Genomic DNA, 26,443 nt, shown 5'->3' on the forward strand with positions numbered 1-26,443 from the left:
TTTAATAATTACTTCATAATACCCTGAGCCTTAGCTGCCTCAATCAAATCTAGTTCTTTCGCTGCTTGAACTGGCACTGTCGTTCCATTAACCTGTAAAGTATCAATTCCTTGCTTCTCCAACAACTTCTTTAAACGATTTTTCTGTGACATCATCGTACCTCCGTATTTATTTTATCAACGTCAGGTAACTGACCTAGCGTAATGTCTACACCATAACTATAACACTTTCAGCCTGGGTCTCACAAATTAATTTTGATTAAATAATCCAGTAAAGAAGGCCTTAATTTTCGCCCAAAAGCCAGTTGCTTGTGCCTTCAAATTTGAAGCATCTTCCGAATTCAAAAAGTCACCCGCTTTGGCCATAATATCACCAGTTGAACCTTTTAGCTGCTTAGCTTGCTTCTTAGCATTATCGATAAAAGAAGAACTAGATGCGATCGGCGCTTGTTGGAAGGTCTCGAGTGCTTTTACAATTTGTTGCTGGGCATTAATTGAAATATTGATATTATTATTATTTAAATTATTATTCAAACTATTAGTAATATCGCTATTTGTCATTTCATTCCCCTGTTGCTTATTGTCGGCGATTTCTGCCGCTGTATCAGTTACGGCTCCAGAAAGTTTACCAGCGTTCTTATCGCCTACTTCTGACTGAGCTTGCGATGTCGCAGACAACAGATCATTAGCGGCCGTAGTGTTATTATCATCGAGGTTCGTTCCATCAGACGCTAAAGCTTTATACACCCCTGCTAAAGCTGACTCACCAGACACCGCCTGATTTGATGTCACAGTTATGATAACATCATTTACCCCAGCCAAAGTTGCCGCCATGGCATATTGCTGAGCAGTTACTTTGGTAATATTGTCTTCACCATTGTATTTTTGTAGATTAACCAAGGTCCCTGAACCGGGTTCAGCTGGCGCCACCGAGACTGAACTGATCATAGCACTGTCGCTCACCCCTTGTAAGTTTAGGTATTGATCGCCATCCGCTCCATTCACCGTAATCTGCTTTGCTTTACCATTTGGATCAAGTGTTTTCAACATTCCCGCTTGATCATTATTTCCTGAGCCAATCACAACGTACGCCTGACTTAATTGTTTTGTTTGTGTCTGCGTAGCTGCTTTGGCCCCCATCACACCACTTAATACTCCAACAATCGTTACGCCGACAACTAAACCAGTTACTGCTCGTTTCATTTGCATAATTTTTGACCTCGTTTTTTCTTGTTTCTATTGTTGCATTTATTTTACATCACCATTACGTTTTAGTAAAGTAAATTTCAAAACCAACAAATACCAATTAGTATCAATCCTTTTGCCAATAAAAAAAGACAAGCCAAATTTGACTTGTCTGTAATTTTAAAAATTAAACAGTTTGGATTGTCATCAAGTTAGTTGATCCGACTTCAGCAGCCACACCAGCAACAACGATAATCAAATCACCCTTTTGAGCCAATCCTTGGTCCAAAGCAGCCTTCTTAGAAGCAGCGATAATATCATCAGTGCTCTCAGGCATTTCAGCGATAACTGGTTGTACACCCCAGTAAATCTTCAAAGCACGTTCAACTCGCTCATCGTAAGTCAAAGCCAAGATATCAGCATTTGGACGGTACTTTGAAATCAACTTAGCCGTGTTTCCTGACTTAGTTGAAGCAACGATTGCCTTGATGTCCAACTTGCTAGTTGCTTCTGCAACAGCTGCAGCAATTGATTCAGTATTTCCATCATTTGAGACGAACTTGTTGACATGACGTCCGTTCAAAGCCAAAGCAGTTTCGGCCTTTTCGTCAATGCGAGCCATTGTTTGAACGGCTTCAACTGGGTAATCACCATTAGCTGATTCCCCTGAAAGCATTGTTGCATCAGTTCCGTCAAAGACAGCGTTAGCAACGTCAGAAGCTTCGGCACGTGTAGGACGTGGGTTTTCTTGCATTGAATCCAACATGTCAGTAGCGGTAATTACTGGCTTACCAGCAGCGTTCAACTTACGGATCAAGTCCTTTTGTACCAAAGGCACGTTTTCGGCTGGAATTTCAACTCCCATGTCTCCACGGGCAACCATCAATCCATCAGAAACTTCCAAGATATCATCGAAGTTGTCGATTCCTTCTTGAGATTCGATCTTAGGGAAGATCATAACATCTTCCTTACCAGCTTCTTTCAACAAAGCGCGGATGTCATTAACATCTTCTGGCTTACGAACGAATGAAGCGGCGATAAAGTTGATATCGTGTTCCAAACCAAAGCGGATATCATCAGCATCCTTTTCAGTGATTCCAGGCAAGTTGATTGAAACACCAGGTGCGTTAACACCCTTACGTGATCCCAACAAACCGTGGTTTTGCACTGTTGTTACCAATTCGTGGTTTGCTTCGTCCTTTTCAGTGATCAAGAAGTCAAGCTTCCCATCATCAAACAAAACATGCCCACCAACTTTAACGTCGTCATACAATCCAGGGTAAGTAACGGCAACCTTTTCCTTGGTTCCTTCCAAAGAATCGTCCATTGAGATCCGTACTACATCTCCAATGTTGAATTCAATCTTACCAGTTGATTGAACAGTTGTCCGGATTTCGGCACCCTTAGTGTCCAATAAGAATCCAACCTTCTTACCGGTCATCTTCTCAGCTTCGTGAACGGCGTTCATCCGACCCAAATGCTCTTCATGGTCACCATGTGAGAAGTTAAAACGTACAACGTTAGCTCCACCATCAATCAACTTAGCAATAGTCTCGACATCACTTGAAGCAGGTCCAAGTGTTGAAACAATTTTTGTCTTCTTCATCTTAAGAAAATCTCCTTTTACCCATGCAAATTACTTGATTTAATTCTTCTATATTTTAACTGTTTTACGCTTAATTGTAAAATCATTTTTCCAATGAAAAAGCCGGATTTACCGGATTCAGAAGCTTATGTGACATGCCACACATGAATTCCAAAATCAACAAAAACCGAAGTAAGCGATTTCATTCAACCAACACCTATCATAGGCATTCTTCAAATACAGTTAAAATTAAATTAATTTGCAATACATTACATTTTTATTGCTTTTTAATTACACTAATATTGTTCAAAAAAATCAAGTAACTGGTTCCGCGTTAATTGCGCTTTTTCATCACCATTAAAATCGGCTTGAATCTGTCCTGCATGTAAGATTAATAACCGATGCCCATACCGTAATGCATCATCTAAATTATGGGTAATCATCAGTGCCGTTAAATGTTGTTCTCGCACTTGTTCATCGGTAACGCGCATTAATTGTTGACTCGTTTTTGGATCTAAGGCGGCAGTATGCTCATCTAATAACAAAATTTCTGGTCGGCTTAAAGTCGCCATCACGAAGCTTAAAGCCTGACGTTGGCCCCCTGACAAGGCCCCCGTTGGCATATCTAAGCGCGTTCCTAATCCGTTCCCCATCTGATTAACTAAATTTACAAAATGAGCTTGCTTTTCAGCCGTCAAATGACGGTTCAATAATCGGCGGCGTTGCCCACGTCGCTCTGCCAATAACAAATTCTCGGCCCCCGTCATCCGCGGTGCAGTCCCCACTTTTGGATCTTGAAAGACACGGGCCAACAGCTTAGTTCGCTGGGGTGCCCCCATCTGCGTCACGTCCTGCCCTGCAATTTTAATTTGACCAGATGAAAGTGGTAACGTCCCCGCAATTACATTAAACAAGGTTGATTTTCCGGCTCCATTTGAACCTAAAAGTGTAATAAATTCACCGGGTTGAACCGTCAAATTGACCGCTTGCAAAATAATTTTAGCGTCCGGTGTATTCTGGTTAACGATTACGGTCGCGTCAATTAATTCTAAAATTGGTTCTGTCATTAGTCTGCCCTCCGTCCCAACAAAATACGATCAAAATGGAAAAATTTGCGCAACTTAGGTAACAATAACGCCAGCCCTAAGATAATGGCACTAAAGAGGTTCAAATTGTTGGCATTGAGCCCTAACGCCAGAACTAATACCAGCACAAAGCGGTACAAAATTGAGCCAATCACCACTGTAATGAGCCGTTCGGTCAAAGTTACCTCCTCAACAAAGACTACCTCACCAATGATAATGGAAGCCAGTGCGACCACAATAATGCCTACGCCCATATTGACATCGGCAAATCCATTATTTTGCGCTACTAAGGCTCCGCCAAACGCAATCAACGCGTTTGATAACATCAACCCTAAAATAGTCATATTATGAGTATTAATTCCCATTGATTGTGCCATTTTAGGATTATCACCGGTTGCAATAAAAGCTTGACCTAATTCAGTTTGTAAAAAATATGCCAAGGCCAAAACCATCACCACTGCGATTGCCAGGCCGACTACCACCGTGGGAAAATTTTCTGGTAAGTGCTTAAGACAATTACCATTAAAAATGGTCTTTACGCCCAATAATGAGCGATTTGCTTGCCCCATAATCCGCAAATTAACTGAATAAACCGCGGTCATAGTCAAAATTCCCGCTAACAAAATGGGAATTTGACCCTTCGTATATAGCAAACCTGTCACCAGCCCCGCTAAAGCCCCGGCTCCAGCCGCTAATAAAGCAGCTACAACTGGGTTCATCCCCGTACTAATGCCCGTTACAGCTACCGCAGCACCCAAAGGAAAAGTCCCTTCTACCGTCATATCTGGAAAATTTAAAATCCGAAAAGATAGGTATAATCCGAGACCCAACATCGCCCAGATTAACCCTTGTCCAATCGCTGATACAATCATACTCATATGCCCACCCCTTTTCTTTTAAAAATTATTTAATCATCTTAGCTTTCATTCGTAAGTCATCCGAAATCTTGATGTGCAATTCATCAGCAACCGTTTGGTTAATCACTAACTTTCCTTGTTGCATAAATTCGACATCTTGATCGCCCGGTTTCGCTCCTGACAAAATGCGCCCAACCATGCGTCCCGTGGCCCGCCCAATTCCTTTTTGACTGATTGATTCAGAAGCCAAGCCCCCTTTTTCAACCATACTATCGACTGTCGGAAAGACCGGTATTTGCGCAGTTTTCGCATTTTGCATCAAGGTATCAATCGCCCCGGCAATCGTATTATCAGTGGGCACAAAGACTGCATCAACATTCCCAGCTTGAAGCATCTGTAAACTCGTCTGGTTTAAATCATTCGTCGAAGCAATAGAATAAGCTTTAATTTTAATTCCGTGTTTTTGAGCTAACCGCGTAAATTTTCGAGCCTCGGTCGTTGCAGAATCATCGGATGAAGTATAAATCACACCAACCGTATGCAATGTTGGTACCAAAGTTTGCATTAATTTTAATTGTGCTTGTAACGGTGCTTGGTCCGACACTCCCGTCACATTCCCGCCCGGATGTTGATAGCGCGACACTAACTTGGCGCCCACGGGATTCGTTGAGCCGGCAAACACAATCGCCCGTTGTTGCATGGTATTGACCAAACTTACCGCTGCTGGTGTCGCAATCCCGACCGTCACAGCGGGCTTGGTACTAGCAAAATGCGAAGCCATCGTTTTCAAATTCGACTGATCCCCTTGCGCATTTTGTAAATCAATTTTGACATTTTTGCCCACCTGGTACCCTTCGTCTTGTAAACCTTGCTCAATCCCATGATATATTTCGGTTAAAGCCGGGTGACTCATATATTGTAAAACCCCCACTGTTTTAACCGCCTGATCTGTCGATTGCCGACTTTCTTGTACTCCAGCCACGCCTAATAACACAGCTAGACCAACTATCGTTCCTAAAATTTTACGATTCATTTCTTTCTCCTTCGTGCAGCTTCAATGCTCTCCCATAGTTGGGGAATACAGCATTTTTTGCTTCTTTTGACACAAAAAAACGCCCACATAGACAAACTCATCTAGGTAGACGTTCCTTGTATTCAGGAGAAATCTAGCCGTAGATTCGATTGCACTATGAAAGTGCACGTCCGAACCTACTAACTACTAGTTCGGTCGCGTTAAATACGCCACCAAAGATTTAATTGTTGTTGTCCCTTTGACATAACATTTCTCCAAACTATATTTGATATCATCTATACTAACAAACTAATTTAACAAAAACAAGCAAATTACCGTTCAAATGCATCTTTTCGTAATTGTTCCAAATTTTTATTATTAAAAATGATATAACTCAAAACAACTTCAATCGGCCACATAATCGCGCTTTTTAACACCCGAGCCCAAACGATGGGTGAACTAATCGCCACTGCTAATGAATGAACCGGGATAAAATTATACACACTTAACAGATACGTATTTAAGATTACATTTGCCAACAATAGTTGCAAGAAGACCGTTACCGTAATCCATGTCCACGAAAGCTTTTCACGTTGATAATAAGCAATTCCAAAAATTAACGCTGATAACAATTTAACCAATGTAAAAGCGATAATATAAGGCTGACCGCTCATTAAATTGGTTAAAAAATCAATTAAAAAAGCAACCGGTATGCCCCATAGAGGTCCGTACCATTTCGCAATTAAGCCTCCGGTAATAAAGGTAAAGCTAATTTGCAAAAAAGCCGTTCCCACCGTAAAACGTGAAATAATAATGTCTAAGGCCATTAAGACGCCTAATAAAGCCAACGCTTGTACACGCAACTTGGGTAACTTGAAATATTCTAATGTCTTCATTTGAAAACACCTCCTTAAATAATGGAGGGTTTCACCTTTTACAGTGAATGCGAACCCGACATCGCAAATCAAACTCAGAGGTTTAATTTTTCTTCTCTAACTCACATTCCGTTTTTAGAGACCTGTACGCATCGAATCCTACCCTGCGGATTTAATTTAAATCCTTGGCTATTATAGTGCTTTTTTTCGCACCTGTAAAGGTTAATGTTACAGGCGGTTGAAATTACGCGGAAAATCGACTGGAATATGCGTATTAATAATCTGACGTTGCGATGCTTTGGTAGTTGGTACCTGCACATTCTGGCGGTGCAACATTAACCGCGATCCGATTTTTAAAATAGGCACGCCTTGTGCTGACCACCACGCACTTAATTGCTGCCCCGTTGTTAAATCACCCGTCACCCGGATTAAACTACGGCGATAAACTTGATGAACCAACGCCCAGTGCCACTGACCGCTGACTAAACGATCCACTAAAGGCCCCCAATCACCAGCAACCCAAATTAAATATGTCGCTGGCCAACTGATCATTTCTTCAAGATCTACCCCATCTGAAGTGGGTAACACCATTAAGCCACTACTTCCTGCCGGCAAACTCGTTGGTTCCGCTGAACGCGGATCTTGTGTATCTAAATTAATAATTTGAAAATCGCCGTAATCTTTAATGATCTGCATTGCCATTTACTCCAAATTCCTTAACATTTTCTTATATTTTACCATGCCTGGAAAACCAGCGACTCTAAAAAAGACTAAGCGGGCTTTTAAGCAAGCACGCTTAGTCTTTTAATTTACATAATTTTTGTAATACCAACTCTTAAGAGCTATTGGCCAGCCATTTGTGCCTGTTGTTGCGCCATCATCTGTTGTTGCATTTGAGCAGCTTTTTCTGCGGCTGCCTTGGCCTCCTCCTGCGTCATGACTGTCCAACCTTCTTTAGGCACTGTCACCACAGATGATTGCCGGACAAGGCTACCATCCATCCCCGCAAAACTAAAGAGCCACTTTGCTACGTCTGAATCAAAGCGCCACCGAGTAACTTTCGTAGTCACCGTGGCTTCATCGACATCGGCTACTCGATAAGTCGCTGAGCTATTCACTAATTTATTCATATCATCTTTATCTGGAATAAAATGGGCTTTAGCTTCCTTATCGTTGATGTGGTCACGATAAACTAAGACATAATTATCAGCCTTGGTCCCCAACTCTTTTTTAATTACCATTTTGACTGGTGATTGGGCAGGGGCAGCCGAATAAATGGTCCGTGTTTGCGTCGTCGTGACCTCTTTCATTCCCCAATGTTGATTAAAGTTCAACGTAGTCAAACCAACTGCTCCAACTAATAACAATAAGCCAATACTTGTTATACTAATCCGCAAAATTGGTTTTTTAATCATCACCACAGAATATAAAATCATAGCGGCAATGAGGACATATATCAGAATCATCATGATGCTTTCCCCTCCTCAAATGCTTCTACATCAATGTCTTTACTGTGGTGCTTGCCAGCCAAGAAATTAGCTAAGATAAAGCCAATTACCGCAAATGACATTCCAATTGCAAAGGATACGTGGAAGCCATCCAATGCCGCTTGGGCTACTTTAAAGGCATACTTGATAGAATCTTCACCCATCAAATGATGTGCTGGTGTATTATTATTAATTACATTTTGCGTCACTGAGGTCAACAGGGCAACTACCACTGCTGAAGCAACCTGCCGGACCGTATTGTTTGCTGCAGTTCCATCCGCTGCCGTTTCAACGGGCAAAGCTGACATCGCTGAAGCAGTTAACGGCATCATTACCAAGGCAATCGCAAACATTCTCAAAGCATATAGCAAAGTAACATAATGCGTCGGGGTATCCATTCCTAAGAACATAAATGGTACTGTCCCAATCGCTAGAATTAAGAATCCAATCTGTGACAAGCGTTTAGCTCCAACCTTGTCATAAGCCGCTCCAGCAACCATTGAAATTACTCCAACCATCAAAGCCCCCGGTAAAAGGACCAATCCTGAATCTAACGTGCTCAATCCATGCACATTTTGGAGATAAGTTGGTAACATCATTTCGACTCCCATCATCGCCATCATGGCTAAGGCAACCAAAATCGTCGTTAACGTAAACTGCTTATTCTTGAAGACACGTACATTTAAGAATGGCGTCTTAAGTCGGAGTTGTCGCAAGATAAAGATTGCAATCACAACTACACCGACTATGATTGGCAAGATTACATTGTTAAAATCACCCCAACCGTCCGTAGCAACATTTGTGAAACCCCAGAGGAACATTCCAAAACCAAACGTTGAATAAATCAATGAAATCCAATCGAGTTTTTCAGCACTCTTTGGAATAACATCCTTAAAGACAAAAGGGCCAATCAGCACCGTAAACGCTAAAATAATCATTGGCAAAATGAAAATTGAGCGCCAAGAATTGCTCAAAGTCATACCTAAAACGATATGATTCTTTTCTAGAATCCATCCTGACAAAGTAGGACCAACTGCCGGTGCCATTCCAACAACCAAACCACTAAGTCCCATAACCGCTCCACGTTGCTCTGGTGGATAAATATTAACCATGACCAATTGCATTAAAGGCGCGGTAATCCCAACGGCCAAAGCCGATAGACACCGCCCCACAATAAATATCCACCATGAATCATGATTAGCTGGCGTCAAGCTAGTTACCAATAACCCTAAAAATAATAGCACGTAAGCAATTTCATAGAGCCAACGGGTTTTAAACCGCGTCATTAAAAATGCTGAAACCGGGACCATAATTCCATTAACCAGTAAGAACCATGTGGTGGCTTGCTGAGCTGTAGCCATAGAAATATCAAATTCTCGCATTAGTGTCGGAATTGCTGTTCCTAAAGACGTTTGGTTCAACATTCCAGCGAAAGTTGCCAATAAAATTACCAAAATGAAAGCCATCCTTGAATATGGCTTTCCATGGATATCGACAACTTTATTCGTTATATCAGTCATTTCATCCTCCTTAACATCAAATGATGTATCTTGTATGGATAGTATTGTAAGATTATTTAACATGAAAAGCAATGCCTATTTTATGAAATTTTATGTAACCGTTTGCGTTAAGTTCGCTTGACAATCATCAGCCAAAGCTAATTCATTTTAAAACATAACGCAACCTTCAGCCTTTTACTTGCCCAAGTAATTATTACTAAATTTAGCATTGTTAATCCTATCTTTTAGGCACATACCGACCCAAATTAAAAAGGCTAGCCCATTAGCTAGCCTTTTAACTTATAATCTTAACGCGCTTCTCCGACAATTACACCATTTACATAACCAAATCCGACATGGGTATATGAAGCGTTCATTTCCCAATTACGGTGTCCAGGTCCACCAATCATATTGGTTTCGTTATACCAAGCTGAAATAACTGAAGAACCAGCACCCCAACCAATAGCAATGACTTCTCCAGAAGTCTTAAAGTGATCGGCAGGAATTCCACCTAGAGCGGCTACTTGAGCTGCACGCCCCTGTGCCTTAGCGGCTAAGCTTGAATCCCAACTCAAAGCAGGCAATCCAGCACTCACACGCATTGAATTCAACGCTGCTAATGTAACGTCCGTCGAATTAGAAGCGGCGGTATTAGTCACCTTAACATTTTTGTTATTTTGAACTGCGGCTGAACCGTTATTCCCAGCAGCAGAGCTAGCCACTCCATCATTATCTGCAGCCTGTAAATCAGATGCTTCATCAGCATTATCTTCGCCCGCTGACAACTTTAATTGATCGCCACTCACAATAACGGATGAAGTATTTAAATGGTTAAACTTCATCAAATCATCAACTGAAACACCTGTTACGTCAGCAACTGATGACAAGGTATCGCCAGATTGCACGGTATACGTGGGTGTATTCTTAGCATCATCTGTTGCTTTTTGCGCATCATCAACAGATGTATCACGGAATGATGAGACTTGATCGGCAGAAGCATTTCCGCCTAAGAAAGGGATTGCAGATGCTGCGGCTGCAATCGCAGTTCCAACAATTTTTTTTGAATTATTCATATTAATTATTTCTCGCCTTCATTAATTCTTAATTTACTTGATTAACATTTCTACAATAGACTATACCAAACCTAAATAACAAAGATATTACGATTCAAAACAATCATAACACGCTTATTTTACAATTTTTTTAAAACTGTCCCAAATTTGCCTTTTTAATACCCAGCCAAATATATAGCGAGCCATAAGATTGGAAACCCGCCGATAAACATAATCACTGATTTCAACAATACTGGTCCCAACTGCTGGTCATGGTCAGCGGTGATTGAATTAGCTAATTCAATAATCGGCGTTGAATAAGTCGAAAAGCCACCAATCATTCCTGTTGCAATAAACGAACTCCACGTACTATTCAGTCCTAAACCTGTCACATAACCCATTAAAAAGATTGCAATTAAATTCAATATAACAACTTTCCAATTTTGTAGTTTGGGGAATTTTTCCGGTAATCTTTCTAGTAACCAATACCGTGCAATTGAACCCAGGGCAGCGCCACTGCCTGCAATTAAAAATGTCATTTTTGGTTACCTCGTATCCAGCGGGCGCAAACTTGGGCAGCTAATACAATTAAAACCCCGCCAATCACACTCAAACACCAATAAACGAGAGCTGGCACAAGTGCTTGTTGGCTCATCTCTAATATAGCGGTCGAATACGTGGTGTAGGCGCCAATTAACCCAATGGAAAGAAAATCAGCATGCCACTGTTGCCAAGCCGGCCAATTCTTAACCAAAATTTCCGTTAGTAAGACAGAAACAAACACGCCTGTCCAATTAATCAATAATGTTCCTAAAGGGGCATAACTTTGTAACAAATTTTCCACCATTGCACGTAAGCCACCACCAATAAAGCCACCTAACCCGATTAATAACCAGCGTTGATTTTTAATACTTGAAAACATTTTACCCCCTCGTTTCATATTTTTATATGTATTGCTGTAGGCTAACCGCTTACAGCAACTAAATTATTATAGCACTTTTAAGATCAACCTTCATTTTTAACCAGCCCTTGTTCTAAATGATCAATTTCTGGCTGGATGGTGACATGCATGCCAGGATACTTTTGCCCTAACATCTTTTGCATGGCGTGCATACTTGTCTCAACATCAGCTAAGGATTGATTTTCCATCGTTACGTGCAAAGACACAGCCAAATGCTCTTCATCAATTTGCCACACATGCACATGATGGACTCCGCGCACATATGGACATTGCTCCACTAATTGAGCAATATCATTTAAATCAACCGATGCATTTGCTTCCATTAAAATATTGGTCGCAGTCACTAAGACGGGCCATGTTTCATACAAAATATAACAAGCGACACATAATGTAATCGCAGGATCGAGCCAGAGCCAATTGAAAAAATAAATCATCACAGCCGCAATAATCACCCCAACAGATGAGAGCGTGTCACCCAAGACATGCAAGAGTGCTGCTTTTTGATTAATATTGTGCTGACCACCTATCAGCATTAATCCAGTCACAATATTTGCAACCAGCCCAATAATGGCAATCACCAACATCAATGTGCCTTTAATGGGATGCGGATTAACAAAACCTCTTACTGCTTCCACAATCAAAAAGGCCATCACTATTATTAAGAATAACGCGTTCACAAAAGCGCCAAGAACTTGGGCCCGCCGATAACCAAATGTTTTCTCCGCGTTTTCTTGTCGGCCCATAACCAGCTGGGCCGCCCATGCAATCACCAATGAAATAACATCCGTAAAATTATGTACCGCGTCAGAAACCAGCGCTAACGACCCGGCCCACATCCCACCTACTAATTCGGTAATCGTGATAATAATATTCATCAATGTTGCAATCGAATAGCGGCGACTAGTTGTCTTTTCTTGCATCTTTCTACCCTCCTCGATTGAATTCCTTCTTTTATTTTAACATATACATGAAAATATATTCATAAATAATTACGAAATCTAATCCATAACGGGTTTTGGATACCTCATCTTCAACCACAAAAAAACTGGTTATCCGCTTTTGCGAAGAACCAGCTAAATTTAAGTTTATTTTACCACCAACCGTGTGAAAGACGGAATGAGATAGCGGCATCAATTGATCCGTAACGTGAAGTTGCGTAACCAACCATCCCAGCTGTTTGTTGAGCCACAGAACCGTAACCCCAAGCATTCTTAGTTTGACCTAAACCATGATAACCATTTGGTGAAACCGCATTAGGATTTCCACCTGATTCAGGCATAACCACGTACTGCCACAAAGCAGCAGTTCCACCGGCAGCAATAAATTGTTCATAAACTGAACCTGAGCCAGCCGCAGTAGCTTGAACTGAACCACCATTTGAGGTAGATGCAACACTCGCAGCCTTAGGTGCTGCTGAAGAGGCAGCAGATGATGCAGCGGCTTCTGAGGCAGCAGCAGATGATGCGGCCGCTTCTGAAGCTGCGGCTAATGATGAGGTTGCATCATCAGCAGCTTGGGCAGCTAAATCAGATGCTGTAGCTTCGGATGTTGCTACTTCTGAATCATTTTCTGAAACAACTAAGTTTTGATCTTTGATAATCAAATTAGCATCTTTTAAATTATTAGCTTGTACAAGGTCAGCAACCGTTGTGTTGAACTTTGTTGCGATATCACCCAAAGTATCTCCACCTTCAACTGTATAAGTTGTTGCGGCATGAATTGCTGTTTGTCCTGCTCCAAATACGGCAGTCAATCCGGCAACTGTTAAGGCTGTTTCTTTTACTTTATTCATTATTTAAAATTCTCCTAGATTATCGAATTCCAACTTTTCTCGCCTGATGTAATTATCAGGTGGACTTCTTCCCTACGACGCCTTCGTCGTATCAACATATATAAGTTTACCAATTCAAAACGCTTGTATATTAAGCTCACTTTACAATCCGTTACTAATCTACCAAATCACCTAGAATTCATGTAACTTTAACGCAACATTCGAATATTCAACGCGCTAACGACTTGATACAACTAAATTTCAGACTAAAGTGTAATCTCAATAATTTTATTTTGGACTGTAATTAAAAAATCCTTTTTTCGATTATTTTGTTTTTAATTTGTGAATTTTAGCTTGTTTTGTAACACATATGCAATTTTTTAAAGTTACATTTTAGAACTTTCGTAACCAAACTTCATCAATTTCATGTTTTTCTCGTTTTCGCAAAACAATATTAGCTCGTTCACGGGTTGGTAAAATATACTCGTTTAAATTCGTTAAGTTAACCGTCTGCCAAATCTTGCGTCCAATGGTCAAAGCATCTTCCCGACTCAAATCAACCCACTGCCAAAAATAATTATTAGTATCATGTTCAACCCTAGTTTTATCCAAAAGCGCAATAAAGCGATCTAAATACCATTGCTCAATCATCTCGGTTGGCGCATCAACATAAATAGAAAGATCGATAAAATCCGACAACAAGACATTCAAAGAATCATTAATTTGTAAAGTGTTCACGCCTTCAATAATCATAATGCTGGGCTGATCAAATTCATCATAACTATCCGCCACCACATCAGATTGCTCATGCGAATAACAGGGAACTCGTAAGCGTTTAGCGCCCCCCTTGACCGCGTTTAAAAACTGCACCAACTTTTTAGTATCATAAGATTCTGGGAAGCCTTTGCGGTCCATAATCCCGCGTTCTACTAAAACTTGGTTCGGATAAATGAAACCATCCGTGGTCACTAAGGCCACTCGCTCCACCCCATATTCAACTTGCAACATATACTGCAACAAACGCGCCGTCGTGGACTTACCTACCGCTACTGAACCAGCAATTCCAATTACATAAGGAACTGGATGGGCTAGTTGATTTAAAAAGCGCTGCCGTTCCGCCAAATCTAAATCAACTTGCCGTTTGCGTAAAATAAGATAATTTACGAGGGGTTGATAAATTTTGACCACATCATCCATTGAAATCTCATCATTAAATGCTTTGATTTCAGATAATATTTTCGGTGTCACTAATTCATCAGCTCGTCGCGCAATTGGCATAGTTAATTGTTGCCAGGTCTGCCTTTGATATACCGTAAAATCCAATGGAAATTCTGCCATGCTTTTCTACTTTCTTTCAAATAAGGCCGCATTAACGTTCAATAACGGACTCAATGTTTTCTGGGCCAAAATCGTCAATTGATGCATGGCGCGTGAGGAAATCGTATAAACTAATTGTCGTTCGTCATCACCTTGATAGTTTTGAGCGGATGCGTCCCACATAATTACCGCATCAAACTCTAAACCTTTAGCTAAGTAAGAAGGAACAATCAAGGTCCCTGGTACCAAACGTTGGTTTTCCGTCCGAATCACAGTTATTTCTTCATCATTTTGCATTGCTGCGTAAACTTGTTGTGCTTCCGCCAAAGTCTTCGTAATAATCGCCGTTGTTTCACTTTGTACCTGATTTTGCTGAATTTGTGTACGTGCCGCTTGCACCATGGCTTCAAAATCATTCACCACTTGAATCGTCGGCTTAGCTCCAGAACGTTCGAAGGCATCAATTTGCGCCCCATTCAATAACAAAGCCTTCGCAAAATCAGTAATTTGTTGCGTCGAACGGTAGGTTTGTGTCAATTGCACAAATTCGCTCTCCTCCGTACCAAATAATTCTAATAACTCTTGATGCAACGAACGCGCATTTTCTTTCGTAAAAATAGCCTGATTTAAATCGCCCAACATGGTAAAACGGGCTTTGGGGAAAGTGAACTGCAAAAATGCCAACTGGAATGGTGTATAATCTTGGATTTCATCAATGAAGATAAAGCGAATATCACGCTCGCCATGACTTCCCTTCACGACATCAAACAGATACATAAATGGTGTCATATCAGCTAAGCTTAAACTCTTAGCCTTCATCTGTTGCAAAGTTCGTTCTACCCCACGCTGCCAACTTGCTTCATCCAAACCATGGTCAGCCAGCAAAATAAATTGGGGCACCTTACGTAAGAAATCCACAAATTGCGCATTAATATTCAAAAAGCGCGTACGACTCACCTGCTGTAAGACAGGCCGCATCGCATCTTGCACAATTACTTTCGCTAAAGCATTATATTCTGCTTTTTCATCTTTAAATTCGCGAACTTGGTCACCCAGCAAGCTGTCATATTCATCTTTGGATAGATTCTGAATGGTTTCTTCAACCCAACCCGCCCGCATTTCACTGCTAACATATCCTCGAACTTTATTGCTTAACTTTTCACGCGTTACTTCCAAGCGTTGACGCAAACTATAATTTTCATTAAATGAATAATATATTTTAGCAATCTCATCTTTAGAAACTAATTCCCGGCCACGAAATTTAACTGCCCGGAAACGGATGCCGTGTTGATTCAAAGTTTTAGTATATTGTCCAACTGCATCAAAATAAGCTTTTGAACCCTTTAAGTCATTAATCCAATTCTCTTCATCCGTTTTAGACTGTTCAAAACGTTCTTGCAACGTCTCCAATTTTAATTTAGGAAGACGCCGTGAAGCATATTGATAGAAGGTCATTTGAATCATATTTTGTTCACCCATTTCAGGCAAAACTTGATCAATATAATCATTGAATAATTGGTTTGGTGAGAACATGAGCACTTGACCCGCGGTTAGATTAGCCCGATAGCGATAAAGCAAATAAGCTACCCGTTGTAAAACAGCTGATGTCTTACCGGATCCAGCCGCTCCTTGGACAAAGAGTAATTTAGCCTTCGTATTCCGGATAATTTTATTTTGTTCACGTTGAATCGTCGTCACAATTGATTTCATCTTCGTGGAAGACTCACCAGAAACGGCGTTTAACAACATTTGATCGCCCACGGCTTCATCCGTGTCAAACAAAGTAACAATCTTTCCATCTTCAATTTGGAATTGGCGCTTTAAGGTAACCTCCGCCGCTTGAGTTCCCTCTGGCGTTTCATATTTAACCGGACCCAATCCCGCGTCATAATAAATGGAAGAAATTGGGGCACGCCAATCATATATTAAAAAATTATCCGGCTTATCCGAAAATGAAGCCAATCCAATATAAATTGGTTCAACTTGATTGCTCTCTGCATCTTGCACATCAATCCGCGCAAAATAAGGATTTTGTTCCAAGCGCTTTAAGACTTCTGCTTGATGCTCCGCCGAATTTTGTGCCACTTCGCGTTCTTGCAACATTTGTTGTTGTTGCCGCACTGACATAGCCGTCTCAAACAGACCCGAATAAGTTGACGATTTAAAACGTACGTCGTTCCAACCCTTATCTACTTCCGCTTGATCCTTAGCGACGCGGCTTAATTTCTTTTCATTTTCAATTTTCGCAGTATGGATGGACTCTAAAACTCCGTCTAAACGCTTTTGCTCATATCCCAATTCTTGCATTTGAGGGGCCTTCTTTCTAAAAATTAGTTATTCTATATTACCACATAATCGGGAAAGATTCTACCAACTGCCCCATCGGTCCCACCATCAAAAAAGCCAGGATGATTGGCATCCCAGCTTTTCTAATCAGTGTTAATCATTACCGCGTTTTATTTTTATGCTGAAACATTCCTCGGATAGTTCGTCCCATTTGTTTCCAAAAGCCAATTTGTCGAATCACATGTTCATCCCCCAACTGATTACGAATCAATTTTAAAATTGGTCCGACCTCTTTGGAAGAAAAATCAAATTCTCCAGCCGTCGTTTGAATTTTAAAACGCCGGCCAAGCGTTTGATTATGCTTTACTTGGGCATAGACATTTTGCATGTCTTTCCATGGAATTTGCACATAATCTTGAACATTTTTTTCATTAAAGAATTCAAATGCGCGATCACCAATCATAATATCGCCATATTTAGCACCGATTCCTAAATATGAAATCCCCCTAGCCGTTAAATCCACTTTGGTATTCAATGATTCTACCATCATATCCTCCGTCTATAATTTTAAATTAGATGACTTTCCACCTATATATAGGGGCAATTTAATTCAAATACCGTCAAAAGCTATTATAACAAATTTCGTAAAATTTCAGGTTGCTCTCTCATAAAAACCATCCTTAAATAAAAAATGAGCTGGAATTTCAACCCCAGCCCATTTTAAAATTAACAATGTTTATTCTATAGGATGTGAAGTACGTGCAATACAACTCCAATAATGAACAAAGCAATAATCAAAATAATTGGTGAAACCTTCTTCTTCAAAAGCCACATGCAGGCGAAGGTCAAAAGCAATCCCATCAAACCTGGAATCAAAAGATCAAAATTCTCTTGTAAAGTATTTGGGACGTTTTGAACTAGGCTAACACCATCAGCTTGCTTTTGCAAAATTTCTTGCAATTGTGAACCAGTGACATCGCCCTTAGGGAACTTGATGTAAGCTCCCTCAGCCAATTTCTTAGCAGGCAATTGAAGAACGAACTTAATGTTAACCCACCGTTCAACCAACACGGCTAAGATAAACATACCAAGAATTGAGGCACCCTTGGTGATATCTTTCAACAAACCACCAGACAAGTCCTTGGTAATTTCATTTCCAGCACGATACCCGAACTCTTGGGTATACCACATGAAGGCCCAACGAATAATGTTCCATGCCACGAAGAATAGGATAGGACCAATGATGTTTCCAGCCATGGCTAATGAAGCCCCCAAAGCTCCTAAAATTGGTCGGACTGTGAACCAGAAGACCGGGTCTCCGACCCCAGCCAACGGTCCCATCATTCCAACCTTAACCCCGGCAATCGCCGCATCATCAATTTCAGCACCGTTTGCCCGATCCTCTTCCAAAGCTAAGGTAACTCCCAAAACCGGAGAAGCCAAGTATGGATGAGTATTGAAGAACTCCATGTGCCGTACTAAGGCAGCCGTCCGGTCTTCTTTAGTCGTGTATAATTTCTTAATCGCTGGAATTAATGAGTATGCAAATCCCAAATTCTGCATTCGTTCATAATTCCATGAACCTTGCAAAATAGTTGAGCGTAAAGCAACTGAGAAGCGATCTTTCTTTGTAAGTGTAACTCTTTCTGCAGTCATAATCTCTTCTCCTCCTTAGTACTCATTTAGGATATCGCCAACTGGATCTCCGGAACCACCATTTGATCCGCCACCATTACCACCCATCTTTGAGAGGTTGATGTAAATCAAGGCAATTGCAACACCAATAATTCCAAAGGCAATCAAAGTCAAGTCAGTTACAGCAGCCAAGGCAAATCCCAAGGCGAAGAATGGCCAAACTTCACGCGTAGCCATCATGTTGATAACCATGGCATACCCAACGGCAACAACCATTCCACCACCGATAGCCATTCCATCAGTCAACCAAGCAGGTACTGAATTCAACCAAGCTTGCACTGTGTCCGTTGGAATCGCCAACAACAATGCGGCTGGGATGGCGATTCGCAATCCTTGGAACATCAAAGTTATAACGTGAATGCGCTCCATGGCTTTATAATCACCACGCTTAGCGGCAGCGTCAGCCCCGTGAACCATACCAACTGAAATTGTACGAACAATCATTGATAAGAATAGTCCAGCGATTGCCAAAGGAATCGCAGCTCCGTACGCAATAGTGATGTGTGCTGAATCAAAGTGACCACTTTGCACAAGAATAATAGCAGATGCGACAGAAGCCAAGGCCACGTCCGGTGCCATAGCGGCTCCGATATTAGCCCATCCTAAGGCCATCATTTGTAACGTTCCACCCAAGATAACACATGGAATCAAATGTCCCGTTACAAGTCCAATCAATGTACATGCCACCAAGGGTTGGTGAATTTCGAACTGATCCAAAACTCCTTCCATCCCGGCGAAAAATGCCACGACAATTACTAAAATAATCGAAATTATTGACATAATATTCTACCTTTCAATCCTTAAATATTTACTTAACATGGGCTTTCTTAATCAATTCAAACAAATCAGCCTTGGAATCACTAGGTACCTTACGGACGTCAAATTTAACGCCCATGTCCCGCATCTTTTCAAATGTTTGGACATCGGTCTGATCCATTGAAAGCACCTTGTTGACCATCGTCTTACCAGCAGAATGGGCCATTGAGCCAACGTTAATGGTATCAATTGGAACGCCACCCTCGATTGCACGCAAGGCGTCTTCGGGGTTTTCAAACAAAAGGAAGGCTTCAACCCCACCCATCCGATTATCGTTCACAACTTCGATCATTTTATCAACGGGAACCACGTTCGCGTTAATTCCATTTGGTGCCGCTTGAATAATCAAATTCTTACGCATGTCATCTTTAGCAACATTATCAGAAACAACAATAATGCGATTGGCTTTTGAATCTGGCGTCCAGGCTGTAGCAACTTGTCCGTGCAACAAACGAGTATCGATGCGGACCAAATTGATCTTCAGCTTACCTTCCTTTAAGCCGCTATTTCCACCAGCCTTAGCGGGGACCTTTTTAGCTTCTTCAGCTTCTGGAATTGATTTCACACCATCACGCGCAATTGGCACCAAATCTTGGGCAATTTCAATGGCATGATCCTTTGTAAAACGTGCCCCATAGGCCTCAACTAACATTGGCAAGTTCAATCCTGAAATCAGTGCCATATTTTCTGGATGTTCAGCCACAATCAAGTTAGCTTGATTAAATGGTGATCCACCCCATAAATCGACGAGGAACAAAATTTGACTATCCAGTCCACCTTCAAACTGATTAATTGCGTCCAAATACTTCTTCCGCAAATCATCAGGGCCTTCATTTGGCATAAAGGTAACTACTTCCACATTTTCTTGCTCACCAAAGATCATTTGACCCGACATTTTAATCCCGGATGCAAACTCACCGTGACTGGCAATAATAAAATTAACCATTTCGCGGAGCTCCTTATATTTTATTCATACCTACATAATTCTTAAGTACGTATACTATACTACCCTATCTTCACAAATAAGTAAACGTTTACATTAGCATATTAACAACATTGGTAATTTTTTTAATATAATCTATAAACAATCGACAAAATTTTACATGTATTTACCAAATTAGCCACGTTATATATTTGAAATAATATTCATATATTGTACTGAAAATCGCCGACCTGCAAAGCATGCTATAATAAATCTTAATAAATTTATTAAAATGATAGGAAAGTTTTTATGTGGTTTAAAAAAATAAAACATCCGGCCTTCTGGCGCTATACCGTCATTTTCATCCTTTTTAGTTGTGCTATTTTTGGCCCTTATTTTGTGGGAGCAAACACCTTAATTTGGAATGCAGATGGTATCACTCAACATTTTCCTGCTTTATTGCAGTGGCAAGCCGATTTAAAGGGCTTACTCTTTCAACATCAGTGGCCAGCCCAATGGAATTGGAACATTAGCTTAGGACAAGATTATCTTCAAACCTTTTCTTACTATGTAATGGGCGATATTTTCACGTACCCCATCGCTTTTTTTAGCGCTAAAATGGCTCCTTTTTACTATAGTTGTATGGTTATCTTACGCCTGTGGTTCGCCGGTGTTGCCTTCGTCTATGCCGCTCCACGCATCTTACAAAAAAAATTCACCCCAAACACCCTCGCCCTCGCGGCCACTTTATATGTTTTTTCTGGCTATGTTGCGTTTGCCGCGTTTGAGCATCCATTTTTTATTAATCCATTAATCATCTGGCCGTTACTCCTTTTAAGTCTCCTCCATTTACTAAGAAATAAAAAATGGTTGCCTTTTACCGTCATGGTGGCTTGGACGCTTTGGAATAATTTTTACTTTGCTTGGTCGCTGGGGTGCGCCACTGGCCTAGTATGGATTTTTTTACTTATTCAACAGCGGAGCTTCCGCGCTCAATTTATTCGTGTCATTGGCGCAGGCAGCTTAGGCTTTTTAATTAGTAGTCCACTCTTCCTTCCTTCCGCCCTCGCAACTATGAAGGCGGCACGCGCCGGCGATACCCTCGCCAACGGGCTAATTTTCTATCCCATTTCCTACTATCTAACCTTACCTGGGAAAATTATCGGCAATGATTTAACCCCTAGTTTTTGGCTTACGGGCGGTTTGACTTTCATCAGTGTCGTGGCCATCGTCCACAGCTTCCGTCATTTTCAAACCTTTAAGAATTACAACTATATTTGGCTAGGCAGCATCATCGGTTTACTTATTCCAACTCTAGCTGCTTGCTTTAATGGCGGAACGTCGCCATCCAATCGTTGGGTCTTTTTATTAAGCCTCCCGATTGCCCTTATCAGTTTGGAATACCTTAGCCATATCAATCAACAAACCATTGAACGCCCTGACTTACACTGGGCCACTGGCGTTGGTATTCTCAGCGCAATCTCACTTTTGGCAGGCGACAACTTCAACTTAAATACTAAATTTGGTTTTCTAATAGCTGCTTATTTTGCCGGAATTTTAGGCCTCAGTTTTTTACATTTACCTTTAAATCGTCGTAAGAAACTCTGGATTGGTGCCCTGGTGCTTTTTAATTTGTTTGTATTAATGGCGCGTAATCACACCAATGATAATAACCCCAAATTAGCTACCACAATGACTCAAGCTGCCGTGCAAAATTTAACGGCGCAACAAAAAAACATTAAAGATACACTCCTCCCTCACGAACGAGTTTATCTTGATAATCAATTAGGAAACGCCACCGGCATTTCACCGGCTAGTAATTTACCATTGATCGCCGGTATTAATAATGTTGAAAGCTACTGGTCGCTACAGAATCGTTCATTAGGACAATTTATGAAAGGATTTCAAATTCCCACCGCGTCTGGTAACGACGTCACGGGTGATTTAGATCAGCGTAATGTCTTACTGAATACTTTAGGGGTTTCATCAATTTTCACACCCAAAATCAGTAAGCTTCCCACGACATATCAGGATAATTTAACAAGTTTTAACCAGCTCAAGCGCGGACAGTCACGCTTAGCCTACCCACAATTTTATGTTCCAAAGCATCAAATTAATCAAACAGCTTACAACCAATTCTCATCGACACAAAAGGAGGCTACCATCGCGGATTCCGTCGTTGTACCACATGGTGGTCAGCGTCATTCACCGTTTGAACAAACGGTTCAGACAGCACTAATCAGTAATCAAGGAAGTACCAAATGGCAAAAAAAGGTACACCAAACCTATAATTCAATGCCATCCACCCTCCCAAATGGCATTATGATAAAAGCTAATCCAAAATTGGCCGGTACTGAGCTTCATTTAGAAATCACTGACTTAACGTATCAGCCAGCATCTTGGCAACAACGTTTAGCAACGGAAGTTAAGCAATATCAGTTCAACTATCACCAACAGTTAGCCAACCCGCAAAGCACCAAAGATTTACAGTATAATCCCGCTAATTTTAAATACCATTGGTTCATGGAAAATTTAACGAATCTAAGTCCTAAAATTAACGGTTATGAACTCACAACGAACTATCATGGCCAAGATAAGACTGTTTACCAACCGGGGCAAAATAATTTATCATTTTATCAAAAGCGTCGTGAACTAACCTTGAACCTAGGGGCAGCTAAAGATATTAAGCATGATCAATTTATCCCAATTACTTTTTCACAAATTGGTCAATATAATTATCAACTAGAAATTAAAGCAATTCCAATTGATGATCGTTTTGCCAAAGTTGCGACTGCGGCGCAAACTGCTTCACCTAAGCAAATCAACTACGGCAAAGATACTATTGATTTTAATTATCACAGCGAACGGTCTCAGGTCATGGCAACAACCATTCCTTGGTCAAGCGGCTGGTCAAGTACTAACCAGAAACTCATCAAAATTAATAATGGGCTGATAGGTATTCAACTTCAAGCCGGCACCAATCATATTCACTTAGAATATCATACCCCTGGTCTTAAATTAGGATTAGTGCTCGGATTACTAGGCATTGGCCTGATGGTGTTAGTTTTGATTTCTCGTTTTTATTATTATTTAAAGCAGCGTAAACTTAAGAATGTTTAATAAAAAGGGGCAAGTTTAAACTTGCCCCTTTTTTCTATGTTTATCTTTATAATTTTCTATGTTTATCTTTATAAACTGAGCTCATTCTGATGCTGACCCTATTTTTCTACTGCAGCATCTTCATACCACACAGGTAAAGCTTGCCAAGCTGTTTGATCATTAGGCCGCACTTCAAAGGTCGTCACATCATATAACGTCTTTCGATCACCATCTAAAGGTGACCAAAAGGAGTCATCTGCCCGCTTTAAAACATCCCAATATGGTAATTGTATTTCTTCACTACTTTGCGGGTCGCGCACTTGGAAACCAGGATCAGTATGAAAGGTTTTTTCACCAACAATCAAACTATCGGCCGAAAGTTGATTAATCAATGCACTAAATGAATCTGCTTGCATATTATTGACTGATGTTTTCATTTGAAATTCTCCCTTATAAAATAAAAAAGCAACACCCTTCAAGGCATTGCTTTACGATCGGGACGACAGGATTCGAACCTGCGACCCCCTGGTCCCAAACCAGGTGCTCTACCAAGCTGAGCTACATCCCGATGTGTAATATAACTAACACAACATCATTAATTATACTCACATTGTCCAAAATTATCAAGCAAAATATTCTTTTGCCAAAAACAAATTTTGCGGTGATTCATATTAATCTAATTTAATAATTCTAGAACCATGGAATTGCGTGACGCCCAACTGCTGATACAATTGCTTAATATTATCGGTTGTTACGCCGCCACCTGGTAAAATAATCATTGGTTCCTTCAGTTGTTTTGCGGCTTTTACCAGAGCTTTTAAATGCGATACCGTGTCACTTAAAGGCTCAGATAAAGCTCCACCATGCATCAAAATACGATGGACATGATTTTGGCTAAGCCATTGCATGCTATCCACCTGATCATTTTGTGGTATCGCATCAAAGGCCATATGCATGACAACTTCCATAGGGGCAGCTAATTCAATTAGCTCTTTCATAACGGATTTATTTAAAGTCTGATTCGCATTTAATACCCCAAACGTCACACTTTGAATTCGATCAGCTTTTAATTGCCGCAGAGTTGCCTTCATTTGATTTAATTCATCATTATTATAATTAAAATCACCGCCACGCGGACGCACCATCACAACTACCGGGACTTTTAACTTCTGAATTTTTTGCCAAGTTGCGCGCTGAGGAGTTAAACCTCCTAAATCGAGGCGTTGATTCAATTCAATTCGTTCAACACCAGCTTTAACCGCTCGTTGTGCCACCGAATAACTTTCTAACGCAATTTCTCTAATCATCTGCTTCTCCATTTAATCCCAGTCATATAGCGTATGTTCAATTATAAATTTGAACTGATTTAGACCTTACATATTAGCTTTTATTAAAGATTCATCCTTTGTGCATTTACTCAACAAGATTATACAATAATTTAAACTAAATCGTACAAAATTATTTACCATATTAAGTTGTTTTTTGAAACAACACCATCAAATTTCGAAAAATTAAAATTCCTAAAAGCGCCAAAATAAAATCTTACAAAAGAATATGTAAATTTATTCGTAAGATTTTAAATTTAACTATTTATGCCTGTCGGTTAGCATCGAACTAATCAGTATTAACCCTGTAGAATTAAACTTCTGACAAAGAAGTATTTAACTATGTCACAAATATTGGAACACTTTGAAAACTTACACTCAATCCGAAATAATCATATAAGACCCTATGAACCAATTATTACTAAGAAGTTTATGTGCTGGCATATCTTAAATTTTTTTCGCTTTATTTTCTTGTTTAAAATCTGTTTCAATTGAACATGATAGCCAGATGTACGCAATTGAAAATTTTAAATTATTATGACTAAATCATTTAATGAATTTGCTAATTTTATAGAAACATTAATTTGTAATTTTTTAATATAAAACTCAAAAAAAGCATGGTTTTATAAAACATAACCATACTTATTTATTCACTTATTAATTTAATTTACAACTATTAATATTTATTAACTACATCTCTTCCAAATTACAAATCCAAAAGCAAACGCCAATACACCACTCACCAAACTGACTAATTTAATTTTTTGTACAGCAGTCTTAGGTAATAATGATCCCACATTCTTTTGCGATTTATCATGCTTATTTAAATTATTTGGTACATTTTCATTTTTATCAGATTCTCGTGGTCATAATTGCTTCTTAACGTTTAAATTAAGAAATATTTTATCAACAGTTGAGTGTAACGATCCCGAAATTCACCATATAACAATGGATCAGCTTGCAAGAATGAGTATTTTAATCCATAATTTTTTTAAACATTCATAAAATTTTTAGTCATTTTACAAAAAACGGCGAATAACGAAACACTCTATTTTTGACTGAATGGTTATCAATAACTATTGAACATTAATTAATTACTCAAAAGACCATCTTATCAACCATTAACATAGATGATAATTATGTACCGATTATTCTATCACTAATTAATTTTAATGAAGCAGAACATCAATATTCAATTTAACAGGCTATATTAAATATATCTCTAAGAAAAATAGCACAAGAGTTAAATACCTCAGCATATGTTACAATTTATTTTTTACGCCATACTTTTATCCCATGCTTATCTGAAAATGTAATTAATTATACAAAAATACAGCGTACTGAATGGGGCACACTGTTCAAACACTCATATCAATCTATATTGGTTATCATCCAAAAATATCATTAGCAATGATAAAGAACGCATTTGATAATTAAACATTATTTTGGAACATTCGTAAGAACATAAAGCTTTTATTACAATGATGTTAGTTGAATATATATGCTAATATAAAAAATGCATGAAATTAAGTATTACGAAAATTCTCGTTTCACTTAATTTCATGCAATTTCTGATAAAATATGCCGTCGGTGGGAATCGAACCCACACTCTCTT

Annotated in this window: 24 protein-coding genes, 1 tRNA gene and 1 riboswitch; of the genes, 1 reads left to right on the forward strand and 24 read right to left on the reverse strand. The window is 39.9% G+C overall.

Features of this window, described 5'->3' with window-relative positions; genetic code table 11:
• Positions 1–8: 8 nt before the first annotated feature.
• The 21 genes from ACJQWY_RS03875 to ACJQWY_RS03975 form a co-directional block, all read right to left on the reverse strand.
• A complete protein-coding gene (locus ACJQWY_RS03875) occupies positions 9–152 on the reverse strand; it encodes a hypothetical protein (protein ID WP_407076445.1) in 144 nt (47 codons plus the stop codon).
• 96 nt (positions 153–248) lie between these two features.
• Positions 249–1,208 carry a DUF1002 domain-containing protein gene (locus ACJQWY_RS03880; RefSeq protein ID WP_407076446.1) on the reverse strand — a complete coding sequence of 320 codons (960 nt, stop codon included), beginning with the start codon at positions 1,206–1,208 and terminating at the stop codon, positions 249–251.
• Between the two features lie 163 nt (positions 1,209–1,371).
• Positions 1,372–2,790, reverse strand: a complete 1,419-nt coding sequence (gene pyk, locus ACJQWY_RS03885) for a pyruvate kinase (protein ID WP_407076447.1) — start codon at positions 2,788–2,790, stop codon at positions 1,372–1,374.
• Between the two features lie 275 nt (positions 2,791–3,065).
• A complete protein-coding gene (locus ACJQWY_RS03890) occupies positions 3,066–3,836 on the reverse strand; it encodes an ABC transporter ATP-binding protein (RefSeq protein WP_407076448.1) in 771 nt (256 codons plus the stop codon).
• On the reverse strand, positions 3,836–4,732 hold the full coding sequence (locus tag ACJQWY_RS03895) for an ABC transporter permease (RefSeq protein ID WP_407076449.1): 897 nt from the start codon (positions 4,730–4,732) through the stop codon (positions 3,836–3,838). The genes ACJQWY_RS03890 and ACJQWY_RS03895 overlap by 1 nt, the downstream gene beginning before the upstream one ends.
• Before the next feature lie 25 nt (positions 4,733–4,757).
• Entirely contained in the window at positions 4,758–5,744 is a 987-nt protein-coding gene (gene trpX, locus ACJQWY_RS03900; protein WP_407076450.1) for a tryptophan ABC transporter substrate-binding protein, read from the reverse strand.
• Positions 5,745–6,055: 311 nt separating this feature from the next.
• Positions 6,056–6,619: a folate family ECF transporter S component gene (locus ACJQWY_RS03905; RefSeq protein ID WP_407076451.1), complete on the reverse strand. Its 564-nt coding sequence runs from the start codon at positions 6,617–6,619 to the stop codon at positions 6,056–6,058.
• Between the two features lie 39 nt (positions 6,620–6,658).
• A riboswitch (THF riboswitch) is annotated at positions 6,659–6,767 on the reverse strand.
• Between the two features lie 59 nt (positions 6,768–6,826).
• A complete protein-coding gene (locus tag ACJQWY_RS03910) occupies positions 6,827–7,294 on the reverse strand; it encodes a hypothetical protein (RefSeq protein WP_407076452.1) in 468 nt (155 codons plus the stop codon).
• Positions 7,295–7,440: 146 nt separating this feature from the next.
• Complete coding sequence (locus tag ACJQWY_RS03915) at positions 7,441–8,067, reverse strand: DUF4811 domain-containing protein (RefSeq protein WP_407076453.1); 627 nt, start codon at positions 8,065–8,067, stop codon at positions 7,441–7,443.
• Positions 8,064–9,605 carry an MDR family MFS transporter gene (locus tag ACJQWY_RS03920; RefSeq protein ID WP_407076454.1) on the reverse strand — a complete coding sequence of 514 codons (1,542 nt, stop codon included), beginning with the start codon at positions 9,603–9,605 and terminating at the stop codon, positions 8,064–8,066. The genes ACJQWY_RS03915 and ACJQWY_RS03920 overlap by 4 nt, the downstream gene beginning before the upstream one ends.
• A 287-nt stretch (positions 9,606–9,892) precedes the next feature.
• Positions 9,893–10,657, reverse strand: a complete 765-nt coding sequence (locus ACJQWY_RS03925; protein WP_407076455.1) for a CAP domain-containing protein — start codon at positions 10,655–10,657, stop codon at positions 9,893–9,895.
• Between the two features lie 155 nt (positions 10,658–10,812).
• Positions 10,813–11,175, reverse strand: coding sequence for a fluoride efflux transporter FluC (locus ACJQWY_RS03930; protein ID WP_407076456.1), 363 nt, complete (start codon positions 11,173–11,175; stop codon positions 10,813–10,815).
• A complete protein-coding gene (locus tag ACJQWY_RS03935) occupies positions 11,172–11,558 on the reverse strand; it encodes a fluoride efflux transporter FluC (protein WP_407076457.1) in 387 nt (128 codons plus the stop codon). The genes ACJQWY_RS03930 and ACJQWY_RS03935 overlap by 4 nt, the downstream gene beginning before the upstream one ends.
• A gap of 83 nt (positions 11,559–11,641) precedes the next feature.
• Complete coding sequence (locus ACJQWY_RS03940; protein WP_407076458.1) at positions 11,642–12,517, reverse strand: cation diffusion facilitator family transporter; 876 nt, start codon at positions 12,515–12,517, stop codon at positions 11,642–11,644.
• Positions 12,518–12,687: 170 nt separating this feature from the next.
• Positions 12,688–13,389 (reverse strand): LysM peptidoglycan-binding domain-containing protein, encoded by a 702-nt coding sequence (locus ACJQWY_RS03945; protein WP_407076459.1) that lies wholly within the window; start codon positions 13,387–13,389, stop codon positions 12,688–12,690.
• A gap of 372 nt (positions 13,390–13,761) precedes the next feature.
• Entirely contained in the window at positions 13,762–14,706 is a 945-nt protein-coding gene (gene coaA, locus ACJQWY_RS03950) for a type I pantothenate kinase (RefSeq protein WP_407076460.1), read from the reverse strand.
• A 6-nt stretch (positions 14,707–14,712) separates the two neighbouring features.
• Positions 14,713–16,992 carry an RNA polymerase recycling motor HelD gene (gene helD, locus ACJQWY_RS03955; protein ID WP_407076461.1) on the reverse strand — a complete coding sequence of 760 codons (2,280 nt, stop codon included), beginning with the start codon at positions 16,990–16,992 and terminating at the stop codon, positions 14,713–14,715.
• Positions 16,993–17,131: 139 nt separating this feature from the next.
• Positions 17,132–17,518: a DUF956 family protein gene (locus ACJQWY_RS03960; RefSeq protein WP_407076462.1), complete on the reverse strand. Its 387-nt coding sequence runs from the start codon at positions 17,516–17,518 to the stop codon at positions 17,132–17,134.
• A gap of 194 nt (positions 17,519–17,712) precedes the next feature.
• The gene (locus ACJQWY_RS03965; RefSeq protein WP_407076463.1) at positions 17,713–18,627 is read right to left on the reverse strand and encodes a PTS system mannose/fructose/sorbose family transporter subunit IID; all 915 of its coding nucleotides are present in this window, start codon (positions 18,625–18,627) and stop codon (positions 17,713–17,715) included.
• A gap of 15 nt (positions 18,628–18,642) precedes the next feature.
• Positions 18,643–19,446, reverse strand: coding sequence for a PTS mannose/fructose/sorbose transporter subunit IIC (locus tag ACJQWY_RS03970; RefSeq protein WP_407076464.1), 804 nt, complete (start codon positions 19,444–19,446; stop codon positions 18,643–18,645).
• Between the two features lie 28 nt (positions 19,447–19,474).
• Positions 19,475–20,428 (reverse strand): mannose/fructose/sorbose PTS transporter subunit IIA, encoded by a 954-nt coding sequence (locus ACJQWY_RS03975; protein WP_407076465.1) that lies wholly within the window; start codon positions 20,426–20,428, stop codon positions 19,475–19,477.
• 285 nt (positions 20,429–20,713) lie between these two features.
• Between ACJQWY_RS03975 and ACJQWY_RS03980 the strand changes: the two genes are divergently transcribed.
• A complete protein-coding gene (locus ACJQWY_RS03980; protein WP_407076466.1) occupies positions 20,714–23,524 on the forward strand; it encodes a YfhO family protein in 2,811 nt (936 codons plus the stop codon).
• A 98-nt stretch (positions 23,525–23,622) separates the two neighbouring features.
• On the opposite strand, the gene ACJQWY_RS03985 is transcribed toward ACJQWY_RS03980, so the two are convergent.
• The 3 genes from ACJQWY_RS03985 to ACJQWY_RS03995 all read right to left on the reverse strand — a co-directional run bounded on the left by ACJQWY_RS03985 (position 23,623) and on the right by ACJQWY_RS03995 (position 24,810).
• The gene (locus tag ACJQWY_RS03985; protein ID WP_407076467.1) at positions 23,623–23,940 is read right to left on the reverse strand and encodes a hypothetical protein; all 318 of its coding nucleotides are present in this window, start codon (positions 23,938–23,940) and stop codon (positions 23,623–23,625) included.
• A gap of 57 nt (positions 23,941–23,997) precedes the next feature.
• Positions 23,998–24,071 (reverse strand) — tRNA-Pro (locus tag ACJQWY_RS03990).
• Positions 24,072–24,174: 103 nt separating this feature from the next.
• Positions 24,175–24,810 (reverse strand): copper homeostasis protein CutC, encoded by a 636-nt coding sequence (locus tag ACJQWY_RS03995; protein WP_407076468.1) that lies wholly within the window; start codon positions 24,808–24,810, stop codon positions 24,175–24,177.
• Positions 24,811–26,443 lie beyond the last annotated feature (1,633 nt).

Origin of the sequence: Weissella kandleri (assembly GCF_045504165.1) — a bacterium.
In the GTDB taxonomy this organism is placed as follows: Bacteria; Bacillota; Bacilli; order Lactobacillales; family Lactobacillaceae; genus Weissella; species Weissella kandleri_A.